17 protein-coding genes are annotated in these 18407 nt (G+C 62.7%); 7 read left to right on the top strand and 10 right to left on the bottom strand.

Features of this window, described 5'->3' with window-relative positions; translation table 11 throughout:
- Nucleotides 1-8: 8 nt before the first annotated feature.
- The 5 genes from EBB59_RS07235 to EBB59_RS07215 all read left to right on the top strand — a co-directional run bounded on the left by EBB59_RS07235 (nt 9) and on the right by EBB59_RS07215 (nt 6488).
- Nucleotides 9-1478, top strand: a complete 1470-nt coding sequence (locus EBB59_RS07235; RefSeq protein ID WP_122101479.1) for an NAD(P)H-hydrate dehydratase — start codon at nt 9-11, stop codon at nt 1476-1478.
- The gene (gene tsaE, locus EBB59_RS07230) at nt 1475-2020 is read left to right on the top strand and encodes a tRNA (adenosine(37)-N6)-threonylcarbamoyltransferase complex ATPase subunit type 1 TsaE (protein WP_122101478.1); all 546 of its coding nucleotides are present in this window, start codon (nt 1475-1477) and stop codon (nt 2018-2020) included. The genes EBB59_RS07235 and tsaE overlap by 4 nt, the downstream gene beginning before the upstream one ends.
- A 76-nt stretch (nt 2021-2096) precedes the next feature.
- Nucleotides 2097-3605, top strand: a complete 1509-nt coding sequence (locus EBB59_RS07225; protein WP_122101477.1) for an N-acetylmuramoyl-L-alanine amidase — start codon at nt 2097-2099, stop codon at nt 3603-3605.
- Nucleotides 3606-3647: 42 nt separating this feature from the next.
- A complete protein-coding gene (gene mutL / locus EBB59_RS07220) occupies nt 3648-5477 on the top strand; it encodes a DNA mismatch repair endonuclease MutL (RefSeq protein WP_245979136.1) in 1830 nt (609 codons plus the stop codon).
- A 57-nt stretch (nt 5478-5534) separates the two neighbouring features.
- On the top strand, nt 5535-6488 hold the full coding sequence (locus tag EBB59_RS07215; protein WP_122101476.1) for a TraB/GumN family protein: 954 nt from the start codon (nt 5535-5537) through the stop codon (nt 6486-6488).
- Nucleotides 6489-6515: 27 nt separating this feature from the next.
- Here the strand turns inward: EBB59_RS07215 and rnfB are convergent, their stop codons facing one another.
- From rnfB to EBB59_RS07175, 8 genes are all read right to left on the bottom strand, one after another.
- A complete protein-coding gene (gene rnfB / locus EBB59_RS07210) occupies nt 6516-7007 on the bottom strand; it encodes an Rnf electron transport complex subunit RnfB (protein ID WP_122101531.1) in 492 nt (163 codons plus the stop codon).
- A complete protein-coding gene (gene metG, locus EBB59_RS07205; protein WP_122101475.1) occupies nt 6973-9024 on the bottom strand; it encodes a methionine--tRNA ligase in 2052 nt (683 codons plus the stop codon). The genes rnfB and metG overlap by 35 nt, the downstream gene beginning before the upstream one ends.
- 108 nt (nt 9025-9132) lie before the next feature.
- Nucleotides 9133-9558 carry a DUF2147 domain-containing protein gene (locus tag EBB59_RS07200; RefSeq protein ID WP_122101474.1) on the bottom strand — a complete coding sequence of 142 codons (426 nt, stop codon included), beginning with the start codon at nt 9556-9558 and terminating at the stop codon, nt 9133-9135.
- A gap of 290 nt (nt 9559-9848) precedes the next feature.
- Complete coding sequence (locus EBB59_RS07195; protein ID WP_281273222.1) at nt 9849-11024, bottom strand: TonB-dependent receptor domain-containing protein; 1176 nt, start codon at nt 11022-11024, stop codon at nt 9849-9851.
- Nucleotides 11025-11343: 319 nt separating this feature from the next.
- A complete protein-coding gene (locus tag EBB59_RS07190) occupies nt 11344-12534 on the bottom strand; it encodes an ISL3 family transposase (RefSeq protein WP_245979134.1) in 1191 nt (396 codons plus the stop codon).
- Between the two features lie 56 nt (nt 12535-12590).
- Entirely contained in the window at nt 12591-13307 is a 717-nt protein-coding gene (locus EBB59_RS07185) for a nucleotidyl transferase AbiEii/AbiGii toxin family protein (RefSeq protein ID WP_122101472.1), read from the bottom strand.
- Nucleotides 13300-13503 (bottom strand): hypothetical protein, encoded by a 204-nt coding sequence (locus EBB59_RS07180; RefSeq protein WP_211327707.1) that lies wholly within the window; start codon nt 13501-13503, stop codon nt 13300-13302. The genes EBB59_RS07185 and EBB59_RS07180 overlap by 8 nt, the downstream gene beginning before the upstream one ends.
- Before the next feature lie 57 nt (nt 13504-13560).
- Nucleotides 13561-14028, bottom strand: a complete 468-nt coding sequence (locus EBB59_RS07175; protein ID WP_122101470.1) for a TonB-dependent receptor plug domain-containing protein — start codon at nt 14026-14028, stop codon at nt 13561-13563.
- 588 nt (nt 14029-14616) lie between these two features.
- Here EBB59_RS07175 and EBB59_RS07170 point away from each other — a divergent pair.
- Nucleotides 14617-14988 carry a hypothetical protein gene (locus EBB59_RS07170; RefSeq protein WP_122101469.1) on the top strand — a complete coding sequence of 124 codons (372 nt, stop codon included), beginning with the start codon at nt 14617-14619 and terminating at the stop codon, nt 14986-14988.
- A 342-nt stretch (nt 14989-15330) separates the two neighbouring features.
- Nucleotides 15331-15585 (top strand): hypothetical protein, encoded by a 255-nt coding sequence (locus EBB59_RS07165; protein WP_122101468.1) that lies wholly within the window; start codon nt 15331-15333, stop codon nt 15583-15585.
- A gap of 3 nt (nt 15586-15588) precedes the next feature.
- Here EBB59_RS07165 and EBB59_RS07160 read toward each other — a convergent pair whose 3' ends face one another.
- Complete coding sequence (locus EBB59_RS07160) at nt 15589-16263, bottom strand: DUF2290 domain-containing protein (protein WP_122101467.1); 675 nt, start codon at nt 16261-16263, stop codon at nt 15589-15591.
- 3 nt (nt 16264-16266) lie between these two features.
- Nucleotides 16267-18402 carry a DEAD/DEAH box helicase gene (locus tag EBB59_RS07155; protein ID WP_122101466.1) on the bottom strand — a complete coding sequence of 712 codons (2136 nt, stop codon included), beginning with the start codon at nt 18400-18402 and terminating at the stop codon, nt 16267-16269.
- Nucleotides 18403-18407: the final 5 nt, after the last annotated feature.

The raw sequence follows: 18407 nt of genomic DNA, 5'->3' as shown, positions 1-18407 counted from the left end.
ATCGCCGCATGCAGTCGCTCTCCGCGCTTTACGACAACGCCGCTTTGCGCGAGCTGGAAAAACGCGCATGTGCCGAGCCCGACATCGACGACACCACGCTGATGCGTCGTGCCGGACAGGCCGCATGGCGCTGCTTGCTCGAACACTGGCCGAACGCGCGCCGGATCGTGGTGCTGGCCGGGCCTGGCAACAATGGCGGCGATGGCTGGGTGCTGGCTAGGCACGCGCGCGATTCGGGGCTGGATGTATGCGTCGTGCATCCGTCTTCGATGCCGCCGCGCACGCCCTTGGCCATGCGGATGGCCGGGGAATACGCCGATGCCGGCGGCCGGGCCGAGGCATTTTCGGGGGTGCTGCCGGTGGCCGAGGTGATCGTCGATGCGTTGTTCGGTATCGGGCTCGACCGCGCGCCGGAGGGCGAAACGGCGTCGATGATCGCGGCGGCCAATGCCGCTTCGTCGCCGATCCTCGCCCTCGACGTGCCAAGCGGCATCGACAGCGAGCGTGGCGCGGTGCCGGGCGTCGCCATCTTCGCCGCCCACACCATCCAGTTCATCGCCGCCCATATCGGGCTCGCCACCGGCGCGGCGCTGGATCATGTCGGCTCGCGCTCGCTTTCCACGCTCGATGCGCCCGCCGCCTGCTTCGACGGTTTCGCGCCGAAGGCCGAGGTCGCTGCATCGCCGCGTTTCCCACGCCGTGCTCGCGATTCGCATAAAGGCCGCCACGGCCACGTGCTCGCCATCGGCGGTGAGCATGGTTATGGCGGCGCCATCCTGATCGCGGCCGAGTCGGCCTTGCGCGGCGGTGCCGGGCTGGTCTCGGTCGCCACCCGCGCCGAACACGTCGCCGCGTTGCTGACCCGCCGCCCGGAGGCGATGGGGCATGCGGTCGAAGTCGCCGTCGACCTTCAGCCCTTGCTCGAACATGCCGATGCGCTGGCGCTCGGCCCCGGGCTGGGGCGGGGCGAATGGAGCCACGGTCTGTTCGAGGCCGCGCTGGCCAGCGGCAAACCCTGCGTGGTCGATGCCGATGCGTTGAACTTGCTGGCCGCCGCGCCGCGCCCGCTGCCGGGGGCGGTGTTGACACCGCATCCGGGCGAGGCCGCGCGTCTGCTTGGCAGCGACACGGCCAGCGTGCAGCGTGATCGCTATGCCGCTGCCGAAGCCATTGCCGCGCGGTATGGCGGCGCGGTGGTGCTGAAGGGCGCGGGGTCGGTCATTGCCGCGCCGGGAAGGACTTCCCGTGTGCTGGCGGTCGGCAATCCCGGCATGGCGTCGGGCGGTATGGGCGATGCGCTGTCCGGCGTCATCGCCAGTTTGCTGGCGCAGGGGGCGGCGCCGTTCGAGGCCGCTTCGGCCGGCGCCTGGCTGCATGGCCGTGCCGGCGATCTGGCCGCACGCGACGGCGAGGCCGGTCTGCTCGCCGGCGATCTCATCGGCCACCTGCGCGCGGCCATCGCGGAGTGCACGGCATGAACTTCGACCTCTTCCTGCCCGATCCCGCCGCCACCGACGCCATCGCCGGGCGTTTCGCCGCCCGCCGCCCGGCCAACGCCATCGTTCACCTGCATGGCGATCTCGGCGCCGGTAAGTCGAGTTTCGCCCGCGCTTTCCTGCGCGCATTGGGCGTGACCGGCGCGATCCGCAGCCCGACCTACACGCTGGTCGAGCGCTACCCGCTGGATGACGGCGGCGAGGCGCTGCATCTCGATCTCTATCGCATCGGCGACCCCGGCGAACTGGAGTTCCTCGGCATCGAGCCGGAGCAGGCGGCGCTGTGGCTGGTCGAGTGGCCGGCGCGCGGTGGCGCGGCGCTACCCCCGGCCGATCTGGCCATTTCGCTGGAAATGACGGGTGGCGGGCGGCGCATGCGGGCCAGCGCGGCATCGCCTGCCGGGCGCGAATGGCTGACCGAGGTGTCGACCAGTGGCGGGGTGGAACCGGCGTCGTCGCAGGTCTTGGGCGCGAGGATTGCCGGTTCCGCGCCCGATGAGGCCCCCCAAACCTCGGAAAACTGAGAGGAAGTTAACCAAACTTACGGATTTTCAAAGGGAAAAGGTTGATTTGGGGCGGTGGCGATGATTGAATCCCCGCATGCGCGCAAGGGGTTTGAGAATCGAGCAATTGCTGCTGGGGCTGGTGCTCCTGGCCGCGCTCGTCTGGAATCTTGCCGAGGCGCGCGAGGTGCGCAGCGTCACCCTGCGTGAAACCGCGAGTGGAACCCGCGCTGAGATCGCGCTGGACAGCCGTGTCGATTACCGCACCATTTCGCTCAGCAATCCTGATCGCCTGGTGCTGGACATCGCCCAGGCCGGAATGTCGCCGCGCGTGGCATTGCCGGCCGGTGGCGGCGTGGTGAAATCGGTGCGCAGCGGCCAGCCAGAGTCCGGCACCACGCGCATCGTGTTCGATCTGGCCGCGCCGGTGGTGGCGATTGGCCCCCACCTCGAATGGCGCGAAGGCCAGGCGGTGTTGATCCTCGAATGGCCGGGCGACGGCATCGCCGCGATCGCCGCCGCCGCTTCCGCCACGCCAGTGCCTTCGGCAACCGCTGCCGCGTCATCGCCGCCGCAGACCGCTGCGACACCGTCGCCGCCACCGCCGGCAACCGTTGCCACGCCATCGCCTTCGGCAACCGTTGCCCCGCCGTCGCCGGCAACCGCTGCCACGCCATCGTCGTCACCCGCGCAGGCGGCGATGCCGGCTTCACCCGACAGATTGCCGCAGGTGGCTTCCAATCCGGCTCCCCGGCAAGCGGTGCCGCCCGCGCCGGCCGCTTCTTCTCCGCCGGCCAGCGCCACACCGGTGCGTACGCTGCAAGAGATGAATCGTCCCGGGATGCTCCGGTCGATCGTCGTCGCCATCGATGCCGGCCACGGCGGCCAGGACCCGGGGGCGGTCGGCATGAATGGCACCCGGGAAAAGGACATCACGCTGGCCGTGGCACGCGAACTTGCGCGTCAGGTGGATGCGATGCCGGGCCTCAAGTCCTACCTAACCCGCGACGCCGATTTCTTCATCCCGCTGGCCGAGCGCTACCAGCGCGCGCGGCGCGCCAAGGCCGACGTTTTCGTGTCGATCCACGCCGATGCCGCCGAGAACCGCGCCGCGCGCGGCTCTTCGGTCTACGTGCTGTCGTTGCGCGGGGCGACCTCGCAGGCCGCGCGCTGGCTGGCCGATCGCGAGAATGCCGCCGATCTGGTCGGCGGCGTCAAGCTGAAGGGTAAGGAGAACACGCTGGCTTCGGTACTGCTGGACCTCTCGCAGAGCGCCACCCAGCGCGCCTCCGAGCGTATCGCCGGCGAAGTGCTGGGGGGACTGCGGCGGCTGGGCAAAACCCACAAGAACCAGATCGAGAAAGCCAACTTCGTCGTGTTGCGCTCGCCCGACGTGCCCTCGATGCTGGTCGAGACCGCCTTCATCAGCAATCCCGACGAAGAAGCGAGGCTGAAGAATCCGGCCTTCCAGCGCCAGTTGGCGCGCGCCGTGCTCGATGGTATCCACACGCACTTCACCCGCATGCCGCCGCCGGGCACCCATTACGCCGCCCGGCGGGAAGCCCCGCAGGCCGGCAGCGTATCCAACGCCGCCGCATCGCCCTGACGCGGCGGTTTAGAATCACGGGCCGTGACCGACGCCGTACCCGTGACCGACGCCCGCATCCGCTTGCTGCCCGATACCCTGGCCAACCAGATCGCCGCGGGCGAAGTGGTGGAACGGCCCGCCTCCGTGGTCAAGGAACTGGTTGAAAACGCGCTGGACGCCGGCGCCGCTCGCGTCGATATCGACCTGGAGGAAGGCGGCGTGCGTCTGATCCGGGTGCGCGACGATGGCGGCGGCATCGCCCCGGAGGAACTCGCGCTGGCGGTGCAGCGCCATGCCACCAGCAAGATCGCCACGCTCGATGACCTTGAAGCGGTCGCCACGCTCGGCTTCCGTGGCGAGGCATTGCCGTCGATCGCCTCGGTCAGCCGTTTTCGCATCGCTTCCCGGCGCGCCGCCGACACCCACGGCCATGCGCTGGAAGTGGAGGGCGGCCGCGTCGGGACATCCGCGCCCGCGGCACAGGCCGTCGGCACCACGGTCGAGGTAAGAGACCTGTTCTTCAATACCCCGGCGCGCCGCAAGTTCCTGCGTGCCGAGCGTACCGAGCTGGGGCATATCGAGGAATGGCTGCGTCAACTGGCCTTGGCCCGGCCCGATGTCGAATTGCGCCTCGGCCACAACGGCAAGGCCATGCGGCGCTATCGCGGCGGTGGCGGCGAGGCGCTGATCGCCGACGATCGCCTGATCCAGACGCTTGGCGAGGAGTTCACCCGCCAGGCGCTGGCCATCGAGCACGAGGCGGCTGGCTTGCGCCTTTCCGGCTGGATCGCGCAGCCGGCCTACAACCGCCCCAGCGCCGACCAGCAATACCTCTATGTCAATGGCCGCGCGGTGCGCGACCGCAGCGTGGCGCACGCGGTCAAGCTGGCCTATAGCGACGTGCTCTACCACGGCCGTCAGCCGGCTTACGTGCTGTTTCTCGAGCTCGATCCGCGCCGGGTCGATGTCAACGTGCACCCGGCCAAGCACGAAGTGCGTTTCCGCGACGCGCGGCTGATACACGATTTCGTCCATCGCACGTTGAAGGATGCCCTGGCCGATACCCGTGCCGGCGCGGTGGCGACACCCGGCGCCGGTGCCGGGCATACGGATTCATCCGCATCGTCGATGCCCTTCGATCGCTGGCCGCGCCCCCAGGCGCCGCTGGGCCTGCGCGTGGGGGAGGCGCCCGCCGCTTATGCCGCGCTGTATGGCGATGGGGCTTCGGCATCGTCTTTCGCGCCCCACGTTTCCTCGCCCGGGGCGTTGCCCGTCGCATCGCCGGCGCTTCCCGGAGGCGAGGAAATCCCGCCGCTCGGGTTCGCCATCGCCCAGTTGCATGGCATCTACGTGCTGGCCGAGAACGCCGAGGGGTTGGTGGTCGTCGACATGCATGCCGCCCACGAGCGCATCAACTACGAGAAGTTGAAAACCGCTTTCGATGGCGAGGGGCTGCGCCAGCAACCCTTGCTGGTGCCGATGTCGCTGGCCGTCTCCGCGCGCGAGGCCGAGCTGGCCGAACGCGAAAGCGCGGCCTTGCACGCGCTGGGCTTCGACGTGAGCCCGGGTGGGGCGCAGTCGTTGCTGGTGCGCGCGGTGCCGGCGCTACTCGCGCAGGGCGATCCCGAGGCGCTGGTGCGTGACGTGCTGGCGGATTTCGTCGAACACGGTCACAGCCCGCGGGTGGCCGAGGCGCGCGACTGCCTGCTGGCGACGATGGCGTGCCACGGCAGCGTGCGCGCCCACCGCCGCCTGACGATCCCGGAAATGAACGCCCTGCTGCGCGAGATGGAGGCGACCGAACGCTCGGCGCAGTGCAATCACGGCCGCCCGACCTGGACCCGCTTTTCGCTGGGCGAGATCGACCGCTGGTTCCTGCGCGGGCGCTGAGCGTAAGCCTTGGTCGGCGACCGTTAGAATCCGGATTCACGTGAACGGAGTCGCCACATGCCCAAGCGTTGCCTGATTGCCCTTTCCATCGCATTGCTGGCGGCGAATGCCGTGGCGAAACCGCCGGCGGTGGCGGCTTCACAGGTGGCCGCGCCACCGGTGCCGCTGCTGTGGAAAGCCTGCGATAGCGACAATTGCGTCTACATGCTCGGCTCCTTCCATGTGTTGAAGGCCGACGACTATCCGCTGTCGAAAGATGTCGAGGACGCATTCGCCCGCGCCGCGCAGGTGACGTTCGAGATCGCGCCGGACGAAATGGCTTCGCCGCAGTTGGCGCGGAAGATGATGGCGGCGGCGGTGCGGCGCGACGGCAAAACCTTGAAAGATGCGCTTTCGCCCGAACTCAATGCCAAGTTCGACGCCTGGGCCGAGGCCAACCGCGACGCATTGGCGAGGCAGGGCATCGACGTGCCGATGCTGCAACGGTTCAAGCCGTGGTTCGCCTCGATCCTGGTCACGATGACGGCGATGCGGCAGATGGGCATGGAGCCCGAATTTGGCCTGGACAATCACATTTCGGCCAAGGCCAGGGCGGCGGGCAAGCGGGTGGCGGGGCTGGAAAGCGGCGATTCCCAGGTCGTGTTGTTCGATGGCATGAGCGCCGAGCAACAGCGGCAGATGCTGGAGGAAGCACTGACGGCCGCGCGCGAAGGCTCCGCCGGGATTGGCCGGCTGCACGGTGCTTGGCGTCGTGGCGATGCCGACATGCTGTTGCGCGAGACCATCGACAAGATGCGCACCGAATACCCGCGTCTGTACCAGGTGATCAACGTCGATCGCAACCTCGCCTGGGTACCGCAGTTGCAGGCGCGGTTGGAAGCGCCGGGCAGCGACGATACCTTGGTGGTGGTCGGCGCGATGCATCTGCTCGGTAGCGATGGCGTCGTCGAGCGGATGCGTGGAAAGGGCTATCGGGTCGAACGGGTGTGCTCGGCCTGCGTCGGGAAATAAGGCGGCCGCCGGATGCCTCGCCCAGGTTCAGGGCGAGGGATCCATCACGATGCAATCGACCGGGCAGGGCGGCACGCACAGTTCGCAACCGGTGCACAGCGGTGCGATGACGACGTGCATCAACTTCGATGCGCCAATGATGGCATCGACCGGACAGGCCTGGATGCACTTGGTGCAGCCGATGCAATCGGCCTCGACGACCCGCGCCACGATGCCCGGCCTGTGCTCGCCTCGCGCGCGGTCGTAAGGTTTCGCCGTTACGCCGAGCAGCTTCGCCAGCGCGCGCGCGCCGGCGTCGCCGCCGGGCGGGCAGTGGTCGATGTCGGCTTCGCCGCGCGCCAGGGCTTCGGCATACGGGCGACAGCCCTCGTAGCCGCACTGGCCGCATTGCGTCTGCGGCAGCAGGCGGTCTATGCGCTCGACCAGTGGCGTATGGATGGCTTCGGCCTGTATCGCGGGCGGCCGGAAAAATCCGGTGCCGGGATCAGCGCACCGGCATGCCGGGCTGCGCGCCGGCATCGGCATCCAGCAGCGCCAGCGCGCCGCCATCGAAGCCGGCGGACAGGATCATCCCCTCGCTGAGGCCGAAACGCATCTTGCGCGGGGCGAGGTTGGCGATGAACACCACATGGCGGCCGACGAGCTTTTCCGGCTCGGTATAGCTTGCGCGGATGCCCGAGAAGATTTGCCGCTGGCCGAGCTCGCCGGCGTCGAGCAGGAAGCGCAGCAACTTGTCCGAGCCTTCCACGAAGCCGCACTCCAGCACCCGGCCGATGCGGAGATCGAGCTTGGCGAAATCCTCGATACCGATGTATTCCACGGCGTTTTCAGCCGTTTTCGCGGCGGCGGGCGCGGGTTTGGCCGCACTGGTCGCGGTGGCGGACTTCAGGGTTTCCTTGCTGGCTTCGGTCATGGCGTCAATGTGTTTAGGGTCGATGCGGGTGAACAACGGCTGATAGGTTTCGATGCGACGCGCGAGCAGCGCGGCATCGCAATCGCGCCAATCCGCCAGCGGCGCGCCCATGAACGCGGATACGCGCGCGGCGGTGGCGGGCAGCACCGGCGCCAAGGCCAGCGCCAGCACGCGGAACAGGTTCAGCCCCTGCGTGCAGACCGCCTGCAATTCGGCATCGCCGCCTTCCTGCTTGGCGATCACCCACGGCTTCTTTTCGTCGATGTACTTGTTGGCTTCGTCGGCCAGCAGCATCGTCAGGCGCAGCACTTGCGCGGCGTCGTTGCCGGCGTAGGCGGTTCGGATGTCTTCCAGGGCTTCGACGAAACGCGCGTACATCGCCGGCTCCGGCAGCGCAGCGGCCAGTTCGCCGCCGAAGCGCTTCTCGATGAAGCCGGCGCAGCGGCTGGCGAGATTGACGAACTTGCCTACGATGTCGCTGTTCACCCGCTGCACGAAGTCGGCGAGGTTGAGATCGAGATCGTCCACGCCGCCCGAGGTCTTGGCCGCGAAGTAGTAACGCAGCGCCTCGGGCGCAAGGCCGTGATCGAGCCAGCTACGCGCCATCACGAAAGTGCCGCGCGATTTCGACATCTTCGCGCCATCGACGGTCAGGTAGCCGTTGACGTGCAGCCGCGTCGGCGTGCGGTGGCCGGCGCCATGCAGCAGGGCCGGCCAGAACAGGCCGTGGAAGTTGACGATGTCTTTGCCGATGAAGTGGTGCATTTCGGCATCGCCATCGGGTGTGAGGAAAGCATCGAAGCCGATGCCATCGCGCTCGCACAGCGCCTGGAAGCTGGAAAGGTAGCCGATTGGCGCATCCAGCCAGACGTAGAAATACTTGCCCGGCGCGCCGGGAATTTCGAATCCGAAGTAAGGCGCATCGCGAGAAATGTCCCAGGCGCGCAGCCCGCCCTCGCCCGCGAGCCACTCGCCCAGTTTGGCCTTGACGCCCGGCACGGCGACATCGCCCCTGAGCCACTCGCGCAGGAAATCCTCGAACTGGCCCAGCTCGAAGAAGTAATGCTCGGAATCGCGCAGCACCGGCGTGGCGCCGGACACCACCGACTTCGGCGCCTTCAGATCGGTGGGCGAATAGGTCGCGCCGCAGACCTCGCAGTTGTCGCCGTACTGGTCGGGCGCCTCGCAGTTCGGGCAGATGCCCTTGACGTAGCGGTCGGGCAGGAACATGCCGCGCTCGGGATCGAACAACTGCGACACCGTGCGCCTGCCGATGTGGCCGCTGGCTTCCAGCCGCGCGTAGATCGCCTCGGTCAACGCCCGGTTGCGCGCCGAGTTGGTGGAATCGTAATGATCGAAATCGACGTGGAACGCGGCGAAATCCGCCTCATGCCCGGCCTGGATGTCGGCGATGAAGGCTTCGGGCGAGGTGCCGGCCTTTTCCGCCGCCAGCATGATCGGCGTGCCGTGGGTGTCGTCGGCGCAGACGAAATGCACGGTATCGCCGGCCATGCGCCGCGCCCGCACCCACACGTCGGCCTGGATGTAACCGACCAGATGGCCGAGATGCAGCGGCCCATTGGCGTAGGGCAGGGCACAGGTGACGAGGGCTTGGCGGGACATGGCGACAGGTGGCGAAAACGGGCGGGAATTATCGCATGGGCCTTGCCCGCACTAAAAACGAAGGCCCGGTTGCCCGGGCCTTCGACGTGCCGCGCATTGAAGCGACGATCAATTACGTAGCCAAGTGGCCGTGCGACAGAAAATCGCCTTGCAGCCGGTCACTTCCAGCTTCCTGCCGCCATCGGTCACGACGACCGATTTGGCACGGAAGGTGTCGCCCGTGGAAGGCTTCAGTCCGTTGCCATCGCCCCAGACGCCGTTCTTGTTCTTCAGGTTCCACAGTACCGGCATGCCGATGATCGATTTGCCCTTGTCCTTACCGCTGCACTTGGTGCATGTGGGCGGCGCGGCGATGTTCTCCACGATCTTGGCCGCCAGCGTACCGTTCTGGGCCTCGTAGACCTCGACCACGGTCATCGGCTTACGGGTTTCGTCATCAAGGGTCCTCCACTTGCCGACTGGCGACTGCTGGGCCGATGCCAGCATGGGCATGGCGGCGAGGCCGAGCGTGAGTACAAATAGGGTCTTGCGCATTTTCTTTTCTCCTGCTCCTGTGTGGGCCGCCAATGGTGATGGCCAGCGGATGACGTTTATATCCCATGCCGGGCCACATGGGGGAAAGTTGCGATGCAGCATGTCGGCTTCAACGTCCAGTGGGGGTTGGGTGTGAATACACCGTGATGTTGACCATGCCATCACCGCGGTAGTGAGGATGTCGATGTGTCGGCTAGCGGATTTTAAGCCGTTGATCGCTGTTCAGTGGGTATCGTTACGGCGATAGAGCAAGGCCCGGTGATTGCCGGGCCTTGTTGGTCACAGGGCGATCAATTGAGCTTGTAAGTGAATTCCAGCCCAACCCGACGCCCCAGCGCGTCGTAAGAACTCCAGAAGTAAGGGTAGGAGTTGAATGTCGGATCGTTGGGATGAATCCTGTCGAACACGTTATTGACATTCAGGCGCATGCCGAAGCGGTCGTTGAAGCGTTTGCCAACGCTGATATTCCAGACGATGAACGGTGCGATTCGCCGGTTGTAGCCATAGGCGTCGGCCACTGAAGTCCGCCAGATCGGGAAGCTGCCCAGGCGGTTCATGAATACGGTGGAATCCCAACTGTCCTTGTTCCAGGTCAGGCTGGCGCGGACGCGGCTGCGGAAGCCCGCATTGGAATTCAGGTCGCGATAATCCCGGGTCGCGGAAGCAGGCGTGGCGCGGTCTTTCTGGCTCAGTACGTGAGACCACGTTACCGACGTGTTGAAGGTTCCGAAACGTTCGGTGTGGAAGCGGTAGCGGATAGTGCCGTCCAGGCCCTTGGTGCCGACATAGGCCAGGTTGATTGGGCCGCTGCGGATTTCCGTGATCGTACCATTGGCATCGCGACTGATGCGTGGCAGGGTTGCGTTGCAAAACTCCGAGCCGATGGCGAATGGATACGGTTCGCCCTTGGGGTACAAGCCGGTATTGCAACCCAGTTCCGCCTCCAGAATGGAACTCCCGCTTTGTACGCTGACGACATCATTCAGGTCAATGCGGTACCAGTCGAGTGAGGTGGACAAACCATCGGTGATGTCCCAGACGAAACCAACGGTTGCGGACCGACCGGTTTCCTCGCGCAGGCTTGGTTGACCTTGGGAGGTGGTGAAGACCTGATAGCTGTACCTGCCGCCAGAACCGCCGCAGACGGTGGGGTCTGGGCTGATGTTGTTCAGATAGCAGCGGTAATAGTCGGTAATTCTGCCGAAGCTGCCGCTGCGTTCGGAGAATACGTAGTGCATGTCCGGCGCCTTGAAGCTGGTGCTGAGGTTGCCACGCAGCAGAAAGTTGTTGAACGGACGGAATTCAAGGCCCAAGCCCCAAGTACGGGCGTCGTTGACGTTGGTGATGTCATCGTATTTGTCGTAGCGTCCGGCTACGCTTGCGAGCAGCATGGAGGTCAGCGGGATACTGAACTCGATACCAGCGGCATAGCGTGAGCGCTTGCCACCGCCTCCTGTGCCAGTCAGGTTATAGATTTCGGGTATTCGGAATTGATGGTTGATCCGGGCCTCAATAGCGCGGCAAGCTGCTTGACCCCCGGGATTGATCCCAAGCTACTTACCATTGCTTACGGATGTCGGTAAGCAGTGCCGATCCGGTTCAAAGTTCACCTCGTTCCAACAACCGGGTCAGCAACTCGATGTCCACGCCGTAGTTCTTCGGTGCACTGGGGTGCCTGTCTGGATCGAACGCTATAGGTGGCGACGCATCGCCGACGATGGCATCTTCTTCCCGGTATATCCGCTTGAAAGCTGGAGCTTCAAATTCGGACTTTGAGGGTCGCCGCTAGAACTTGGGCCGGGATAACGTGTGCTTGTGTACACCCTCGGTGAACAGAATCTTGGCCCGCAACGCCTCGAAGCTGTAGCCGCGTCCCAGCCGGTTCATGACCCGGATCAGGTTGTTCAGGCTCTCGGTGTAGGCGTTCGTCACGCGACGGTAGAAGTAGTTAAGGATGTGCGGCTGCCAGTTCGACCATGCCCACAGTAGATCGGCGAAGTACAGTCTGATCTCGGACGTGAGAGCCTGCTCCCACGCCGCATAGCGCCGAACGGCCTCCTCAGACGTCTGAGCGTCGTAGATGCCGTAGAACGCCTCCTTGGCGCGGTAGGCATCGCCCAGCGCAGGGTAGTTTTTGGTCCAGCCGTCGATGTTGAGACGGTCCTTGTCCGTTAGGTCGCACTGACGCTTCAAGAGCACGAAGCGGTCGTGCATCAGCCCGCGCCACTGCGCGGGCGTCAGCGCGGCACGCAACGCTTTGCGCGCCCGCTCAACAGCCTCGTTCGCCATGCGCACGACGTGGAACTTGTCGATGACGATGATCGCTTTTGGCAATACCGCTTCCACCGCGTCGCGGTAGGGAGTCCACATATCCATCGCGACCACCTGAACCTTGTCGCGGCGATCCATCTTGGACAGGTACTTCGCCACCGTTTCCTTGTTACGGTTCGGCAGAAGATCGACCAGCGTGTTGTTGCCGATGTTGGAGATGACACAGCGTGGCCGTATCAGGTGAATTTCGTCGATGCTCATGATCTTGGGCGTCTCGAACTGCACCTGTGCCTCCAACTCGTTGATGTAGTCGTGGAAGATGTTGCGGACGGTCTTCTCGTCGATGCCGGTCTCATCCGAGATCGACAGGAACGGTCGCTTGGGGCTTTGCTGGCCGATCCAGCGGGCCAGTCGGGCGGTCAGGCCACGGCCATCAGCCACTTCCGGCAGGGCCTCGTAGAAGGTCTTGCCGCAGCTCCGGCACAGGAAACGCCGGGTGTCGATGTAGAGACCTACCCGGCGGGCGTGCATCGGCAAGTCTTTGATGTGCCGCTCGTGCCGTCCGAACCTGACCAGTTCATCGGACTGGCAATGGATGCAGGCCGGTACGGATTGCACGACCTCGGCGTAGATATGGTAGTCGTGCTCGCCTTCCTCGATCCGCGTTACACGGTGGGAGGGGAGGTTCAGGATATTGGCGGGCATGCTTACGCCCGTAGCCGATCAGGTCAGCGGCGAAGCCGACGCCCGAATCTCCAAGGCTAAGGCTTCCATGCGCTGTCATGATCGTCCGCGTCCAATCGTGGCGAACACTCGAGCACTTCGGGCAAACGCTCGACCAAGCCCTCTTCCATGTGCATCTTGCGCAGACAGCCTATGAGATATGTCTGGTCGCAGATCAACTCGCAAGACCTGTGGTACGCCCTGACGACGTGTCCCCCGTAGGCAGCCTTGGCCTTCGTCCATGCGGATTCAGGGATGTCGCCCCAGTGGTCGATCATCATCGCCAAGTCGATGATGTCGCGGCTCAAGGTGGACTTGTCCAATCCGCGGTCCGCATTGGCCAACAACTTGGTCGCGTACATGTCCTCGCGCGACAAGGTTGGTACTTGAAACACCGGGTCAAAGCTGCCACTGATCTCAAGATTACCTTCAAGAAGAAACTCAACTTTGACAGGAGCGCCATCTACGTCCAAGAACGTCGCGATTTTGTCACGTTCACTACGGACATCCCGGCGATGCGGAACGGGCTCCCTCAATAGGGCTCCGAGGCTCTGCATTGTCACGGTGTTGCGAAGTACCCGGAAACCCTCCTTGGAGGAGCACAGGAAATCAACATCAATAGACTCCCTATACTCGCCCAAAGAGAGCACGATGGCCGTACCGCCGCCGAAGTAACACTTCGCGTCCTGCAGAAGTTCGGCGTTGAAAAACTGCAAGAGCTTCGCAATGCGCAGATGGTGTGGCCTTTCAAACATGCAGCACTCCCTTACCGACCGCCTGCACGAGATGGTCGATCAACTGTCGCTCCTTCGGAAGAAGGCTCGCCTCATCGACGTAGAACCAGTTGCGCTCATAGAGAGCCAGCGCCTCCTCTTCATCGACAAGATCATCGTCTCGCCGATTCCATGCGATCAGCCTGAGCTGCGGGTAGTCAGCCAACCGGAGTTGCATCGCGCACTCCATCAATCAATAAATCCGAGTTTACAGTACATCCGTAGCTACTGGCTGTCAATCACGAAATCCGAATGCCCGTTTTAGTTTGATGATGTCGCCTTCGAAGTTTTTCTTCAGAATGATGTTGATCACGCCCGCCACGGCGTCGGAACCGTAAATCGCGGATGCGCCGCCAGCCAGGGTTTCGATGCGCTCGACGGCGGCTGCCGGAATGCTGTTGAGATTCTGGAAATTGCTACGGCCGTTGTAGGGGAACGGGTAATCGTTGGCACGACGGCCATTGATCAGCAGAAGTGTGCGCCCCGGCCCCATGCCGCGTAGGTTGATGACTGCGGCGTTCGGTGTGAAGCCGCCGCTGGCGCTGAAGTCGTTTTGTCCATAACCGGTGTTTTGAGTCAATGTCTGAAGAACCTCATTGACCGTATTGAAGCCTTCCTTGGTGATTTGTTCGGCAGTGATTACTGTCACTGGCGAAGGGCCTTCCACTTCGGCACGTTTGATGCGTGAGCCGGTGACCGTCACAGTATCGAGGTTCCCCTTGCGCGCGGGCTCTTCTCGCTCCTGCTTCTGGGGGGGGGGGGGGGGAGTGCGTGGTGCTTTGGGCTTGCGCCAGTAGCGGGACGTTGCCGATCAGCGAGGCAGAAGCCAAGGCGGTGCTGAGACGGTGGTGCTTCATGGATAGGTGTTGAATTGACATCGTTTCCCCTTCGGATGTATCGGAGTTGGACATGCCAGGGAAGAACCCGTATGAACTCCTGGCATTTAATGAACGTTTATCATGTCTGACACATTGTTCTCACACTTGCAACCCTGACTTGATAAATAGGGGGGGGCGGCTAATCAAAACATATGCTGAATACGTAATGTCTGCGCGCCCTGATCGCGAGTGAGCGAATTGAACGATGAGTTTCATTGTGGCGAAGCAACATCGGGCTGCGGTAATGCGTTCGATCGACACGCGGCTCCAGGAAGGGAACTCTTGGTCCGAAGGAGTTCTTCCTCAGGCTCTTAACACGACTTCAAGCTTTCCCCGGTATCCGCAACGTGATTGCAGGTGGGACGGGCAAGGGCGGCATCGGCCAGCCCACTCTGGCAACGGCATTGATACGAATGGAGCGTGTCGGCGTGGGTGATGCCCGCCGCAGGCAGTACCAGACGCAGCTCGAAGGCGCAGGCCCGGTTGAACTGGAAACCGCCGCGATCATCGCGATTGCCACCGGGGACGTGCCGCTGGCTGCCGCGGTCACGACCGTGGTGGACCGCCGTCCTTCGGATCGCCGCCGGCGGCGTTTGCCGAGAGGGTGTGGGGCGCAGCACGCCGAGGTCACGGCCAAGCTCAAGGGCGTCCTGCTGGCCGAGCGCACCGCGCGCGCGGCCAATGACCAGTTCGTCCGCGGCAAGGCCGACCCCATCGCCAACCTGAGCAACCAGCTCGCCGCCCGGGCCATTGCCGAGGCGTCGGGCGAGGAGGACGAAGCATGAAAGGCGCGCTCCTCAACGTCCGGAAGGCGAAGGCCGTCCACGAAAAAGAAGCAGGCCGAGCGCAACGCCACGGTCAACAAGATGAAGAAGCGCGCGGCGACCACTCGCCGCGGCCGCTGACTGAATCGGGGTGTCCCGGCGGTGACGTATCGCGCCCGCCTTGTGCCGCCGGGGCACCCTGACCAGCCAGCGACCCCCGGCGCGGACGGGAATGACGCCGTAGGCGACGGCGGTGGGGCGACGGCGCCGGGGGAAGCCGCCACGCGGCAGGCAACCGCACCGCGGGAAACGATGGCTCGGCTATGGGCTGATCCCGAACATCGCGCCCGCATATCCGCGCAAATGAAGGCCAGGTGGGCGGACCCCACCTACCGGGAGCGAGCCCGCGGCTTCCATCGAGACGAACGGACCTACCGCTGGCAGCACGTCGTGTCCGGGCGGATCGTCTCCCGGACCAAGCTCGAAATGCGCGAGGAACACGGCTTGCGGCCCGATTCGCTGGCTGGCCTCGTGGCCGGGCGTATCCAGACCTCCCGGGGCTGGCGGCTCGCGCCGCGGTCCCTGCTGGGCGAGGGGCCGCGGTGGATATTCCTGTGACTTCTAGGCCGCCTGCCGATTCAGAACAAAGTGTGGAATGCCTTGTTCGTTCTCGGTGATGCAGGAGGCAAAAAAGGTCATAGGGATGACTATTCGAGCCTCATGAGCGCAATAAGCCGTGTTGTAAAAGTTCCTGAGTAGGAATTTCACAAAAACGATGGGTGTGATAGGTGCGAACACCGGAATTCGGCAATTCTGATACTGGCCTAGTGTCAGGTGTGATCTTGGGTGATGAATATCGACATGCTTGGCGTCATCAGACGAGTAATCGAAGCGTATCGGAAACGGGACTACATTCTTCTTCAGAATGTCTGCGTATATTTCATCATCTTCATACAGCTCTGGCTCGTTCTGGAAGGATTCCAGCGTGGGCGATGGGAAGTATGAGAGCCGATGCCCGACCAAATCCTCGCCAACAAAGTCATAGAGCAACTGTGCTATCGCGCCGTCGAGCATTCGGAAGTTGAATGCTCGCGTCTCCTCAAGGCGATGATAAATCTCTCGGTAATCGACGCCACTCTTGAGGGCTATCGAGAGGTCGGGGTCGTTTGGAATCGTGACGAGAGTGTGCGGGCCAGAGTGCTTGACTGAAGGATAATTTTGTTCATCGCACAGGCTACACTCTACAAGTAGAGTAGTGATACTCTCGATCTGCGCGCGGACTTGTTCCGAGTTCATGAACTAGCGTCCCTTCAGAACCTTGTTCAGTCGATCAATCAGCTCTGGAGAGAGGTCTTCGAGTTCAATTTCCCCGCTTTCAAGGGCTTCAACAAAGCTTGTGCCTTCGCCAAGTTTTTGCTGTAGACGCTTTCGTTCAGCAGCGGTCATATCGCGATTGATGATCTGGAGCTTATTGCGCTGCTCCTCATCTGGATAATTGAATTCGAGTCGGAACTCGTGCTCCTTCACGCGAGCGAATTCCTGTTCTAGCTTCTTCATATTGGCGCCGATTCCCAAAACTCTGACCCATGCCTTGCTTCGAGTGATCGCGGTAAAGAGGCGATTTCTGGCTGTGCCAAGTTCGCTGGGAAGGAAGGTTGAGTAGCAATCCTGCGCATTGATCACATAGACCATAGCGCCTTCATTGCCTTTGGCTCGAAAAATACCAGTGAAAGTGACGGAATCACTCTCAGAGAATATGTCTGCGGAATTTGTCACGCCCGCGATAGAAGAGTTGATGCCACCCTTGAGGAGTAGGGCGCGCGCCTTCCCAACCGCATTTCTAGTTTTCAGCGGGTCGGGATTGATGACAATAATGTCATCCGCATTCAGCTCGTCCTCGCGGATGTTCTTTTCAATTTCTTGAACAAGCCAGTTGGTCTGTTCCTCTTCGGAATCAAATGTTATAAATTGGATCAAGTCATCGATGCTTGAATGGGACTCAAGAAACTTAGGGCTCGTTTCTTCCGTGCGTTCGAGGGATACAAATTTTCCATCTTCCAGCGCGCCTTTGTGGACTCGATATCCCACGTCTTGCCAGAGTTCTTTTTGTTCGAACATCTGGATGAGTCCTTGAGGCTCGCGATAGATGCCGAACCCAAGTGCGTGAGCAGTAGCCAAGAGGGGGCGCGAGTTTCGGTAGCACTTCTCTAGGATGATGTCTTGCCGCGGTACGCCCGGTGCAGGCGTAGCGAAGGTAACTACCGGCTCGCCATTCGCCTTCTTGCCAAAAATATCTTCCGGTGAAGGGAGAGAGTTTCTCGTTAAGCTTTGCAATTCGTCATAGGCATAGACAAGTCGCTTGGGTAGCTTCAGGAATGCGTAGCAAAGTCGCAAAAAGCTGGGCGAGAAATCTTGGGCTTCATCGACCAGAATCGCATCAAACACCTGTTTGGGGTTTTTCGCTTCAGTTAGTGCTTTCTCGCACGCCCCTTCAAAGCTTTTCTTGGAGCCGAATTCGTTTTCAGCGGCTTTGAAATCAAGATAATTCAGGCTGTTAATTGCGCAGAATTTGTGATACACGCCGTCGCGCTGTTTGTCCCCGGGCGCACCCCATGCATTGATGATCTCGATCTGATCCCAGTCCGGTTCTTCGTTCGTTTGTTCGCTGACAAAGGTGTTGATGAGCCGCTCAAATTGGCCCTTAAGCGAGCGCGTGTTGAAGGTTACAGCGATCTTCCAGTCGGGGTGCTGGGCATGGAGGTAGGCGACCTTGAGGGCCAGAACGATAGTCTTGCCAGAGCCAGCCAGCCCCCTGATACGCTGGACGCCATCCGCCGTTTCGATGACTGCGGCGCTTTGATGCGAGTCGAGGTTCGCAATCGAATCTTCGACGCCCTTCAGTCGGGCGCCACGTGAATCTGCCTTCTTAACCTCTCTGCGCTTCCTGCCGCGGCGGATGCTCGATATGGCCTGAATAGTTGAGGCTAAAGTTGCATAGAGTTCTGGCGTATCCCAGTCAATCTCTTCAAGCGCGGCGGGCAGCGTATCGATGCCGACCAAAGGGTGGTCCTCGTCGGCTTCATGGGCATCTACGTTGATCGCTGGAGCAAAGGCGATGGTAGAAATCTGCACCGCTAGATTACGCTTCTTCGTGAGCGCGTTGTAGTTCAATAGCTTCGCTTGGAGCCTGTTGTAGTTCTCGTCAAGGACGGACACGTAATCGTCAAGGACCCTGCCTTCAACGAGATGGAAGGTGACGACTCCCTTTGACGGGCTGAGCAGCAGAGCATCGAACGGATACGCTCCATCGGGAGTGCCGATGACCGGGTAGCCAATGTAAAGGGTTCCCTCAAGACCGTCGATCTTCTCAAGCGTCTCTGCGAGCTGTCTGCTCGCTATAGGCTTGGAGGTGGTGCCCCAAATGGTGTCGATCATTCACG

The sequence above is a fragment of the Solilutibacter pythonis genome (genome assembly GCF_003697345.1).
Classification (GTDB): Bacteria; Pseudomonadota; Gammaproteobacteria; order Xanthomonadales; family Xanthomonadaceae; genus Solilutibacter; species Solilutibacter pythonis.
Note: the sequence above shows the minus strand (reverse complement) of the source record. Positions and strands in the feature narration are given on the sequence as shown.